The sequence below is a fragment of the Paenibacillus senegalensis JC66 genome, from assembly GCF_000285515.1.
GTDB classification, from domain to species: Bacteria; Bacillota; Bacilli; order Paenibacillales; family NBRC-103111; genus Paenibacillus_L; species Paenibacillus_L senegalensis.
The window spans coordinates 321840-324265 of record NZ_HE610961.1 but is presented as its reverse complement, the minus strand read 5'-3'; the positions used below and the strand labels follow the sequence as shown (position 1 = coordinate 324265).

The 2426-nt window shown below is 53.4% G+C and carries 3 protein-coding genes; all 3 read right to left on the bottom strand.

Features of this window, described 5'->3' with window-relative positions; genetic code table 11:
- Positions 1-72: 72 nt before the first annotated feature.
- Genes istB through PSHG_RS29565 form a run of 3 tightly spaced genes read right to left on the bottom strand, consistent with a single transcriptional unit; the run spans position 73 to position 2291 of the window.
- Complete coding sequence (gene istB, locus PSHG_RS20050) at positions 73-801, bottom strand: IS21-like element helper ATPase IstB (protein WP_010276867.1); 729 nt, start codon at positions 799-801, stop codon at positions 73-75.
- Between the two features lies 1 nt (position 802).
- Positions 803-1564: a hypothetical protein gene (locus tag PSHG_RS29570; protein WP_052310082.1), complete on the bottom strand. Its 762-nt coding sequence runs from the start codon at positions 1562-1564 to the stop codon at positions 803-805.
- 43 nt (positions 1565-1607) lie between these two features.
- Entirely contained in the window at positions 1608-2291 is a 684-nt protein-coding gene (locus tag PSHG_RS29565) for a hypothetical protein (protein ID WP_081505209.1), read from the bottom strand.
- Positions 2292-2426 lie beyond the last annotated feature (135 nt).

The following is a 2426-nucleotide window of genomic DNA, read 5'->3' as shown; positions in this document are numbered from 1 at the left end:
GGCCGGGTGTTTTTTGCAAGCGAAAAATGCTGAGTTTTGCTTCTAAAAATGCCAAGGCCACTTGCCAGCTTATTAAATTTGTGGGATTCGTTCCATCGCCTGCTTCAGTCGGAAGCTATCTCCGGTAAATGAGAGGATATGGGCATGATGGACAAGACGATCCACCAAAGCCGATGTCAGCTTGGTATCGCCGAAGATGGACGTCCATTGGCCAAACTCCAAATTGGATGTCACGATCACGCTCTGCTGCTCGTAGCAATCCGCGATGACGTTAAATAATAGCTCCGATCCGGATTGGCTAAAGGGGACATAACCCACCTCATCCAGAATAAGCAACTCCAGCTTTTTGAGTTTCTCGCGAAACCGGCTTAACGTGCCGGCGGCAAACTTCTCTTGTAACACCGCCACTAAATCCGAGGCGCGGTAGAATTGCACTGCGTGACCTTGACGGCAAGCTTCAATCCCCAGCGCTGTCGCCATATGGGTTTTGCCTGTCCCTACGGCCCCCATCAACAACAGATTTTCCCTCTGTTCCAGCCATTCCATCTCCCGTAATCGATCGAGTGAACTTCCTTCCGGGTACGTAATGTGGTTTTCCACATATCCATCAAAGGTTTTTAGATGGGGGAAGCCCGCCTGCTGCACCAACTTACCCAGTTTGGCCCGTCGTCTTCCGTCTCGTTCGGCCAGAAGCAGTTGCTCCACCCACTGGCCCATCTCTTTGTCTGGATGCTGGGCCACGTAGTCCACCACATGGGCAAGCCGTAGCTGTCGACAAAGTTCGGTCAGGTCAGCCCGCATCTCAGCTCACCCCCATAAGGCGATCATAAGCATCAAGCGAAGGGCTCGCTTGCGTGCCGGGTGGAGACAAGGTTTCGCTCCAACTCGAAGGAATATCGCGGCTGGCCTGTTGCAAACTCAGTGCCGCAGTCAGTTGCATCACCGTGGCTTCGTCACCTGTCGTTTCGAGTACCTCCTGGATCTGGGACAGCGCGTAAACACCACTCCAATGGGCGTGTGCCTGCAGGCGCTCCTTGCGTATCATCAAATCAGCAATGCCCACATACCGCTGCACGGACTCCGGGAGCATGCGAACAAACTGGGAATGTGTGACACTGCGCGGTTTTCGAAGCAGATTAGCGAATACCTGCACCCAGGGTATCTCGGCTGTACGACCGGTATACGGACGAGGAACTTCTCGCACGACCTGTTGCTGCTCGGTAAGGACCACAAAGCGGTCCCAGTAGGACTGGATCATCACCTCTCGACCGGGCGATACCAAGCCAACCAGTGGAATGGCCGTGCCATCCGCCTGAACTTCTCCGTACTTGTTCACTACGGCTGCACTCATCCGGAAAGCTTCATAGCGCGTTTCTGGCAAAGCCAGCAACACTTGGCGGTCGCGTTCCCAAAGGTCGGCGATGCGTTTTCCCTTGGCATAGTGGAGGCGCTCACGGTCTTTCCGAGCTTGTTCCGCGAAGTCGGCGGCAAGTTGATCATGGCTTTCAAACGTGGGGAGGGGAACGGCCCAGTTGCGCTTAGAATAGCCACACTTGTTCTCCACATGCCCTTTCTCATGACCACTGTACGGGTTGCAAAACACGGCTTCAATCCGGTAATGAGCACAGAAGCGTTGGAAGCCCTCCGTTAACTGCCGCTCGCCGTGTTTTCTCTACATGCACGACGGCTGCGGACAGATTGTCGAACCAGATCCGCCGGGGAGCCCCGCCCATCTGCCCAAAGATTTGCTGCATGCCTTCGAGAAAGCATTCTTGGTTCTCCGCTGGTGTTGGGTAAACAAAAGCCGCATTGCTGGAAGGAAAGGATAGCACCAGCAGTTTGTACGTTAAGAGTTGCTGGTTGTGGCTCACTTGCAGGGTTGTAAAGTCCACTTGGGCTTCACCAGCCGGATGTTCTAAACGTTCGTAGGTTTTGGCCCGTTCGAGATCCATCTCACTTTTGCGTCGCTTGACGTAGGCTAGGACGGTGCGTTGACCTCCTGTAAAGCCGTGTTCCGCCTGCAATCGCTGAAAGATGCGCACGCCGGTATGCCGCTGTTTGCGCGGAAGCAGCCGATCCTCCTCGAGCCACGTATCCACGATCTCCATAAACGGGCCCATCACGGGGCTGTTGCTTTTTCGCTTGCGTAACGCCGCATTCCAGTCTTCTTGATCCGCATAACGTTTGGCGGTTCGCCAATGCACCCCCACTTGTCTCGCTATTTCACTTACCGAACATCCTTCTGCTTCACGTAAAAATTTGATATACTCTTGTTGAGGCATTTTCAGCATCCTTCCGCTCTCCTTCGCTAGTTCTCGTCAAACTTAACGATAGGAGGATATTGGGTTGCTGGCAAGTGCCTTTTTTGCACTTTTGCTAGGCATTTTTACGTTGCAATATTCGGCACTTTTATTATGCAATAAACA

Coding starts and splice junctions, on each gene's coding strand:
- istB (WP_010276867.1), bottom strand. CDS start 801: ATGCGGGCTGACCTGACCGAACTTTGTCGACAGCTACGGCTTGCCCAT.
- PSHG_RS29565 (WP_081505209.1), bottom strand. CDS start 2,291: ATGCTGAAAATGCCTCAACAAGAGTATATCAAATTTTTACGTGAAGCA.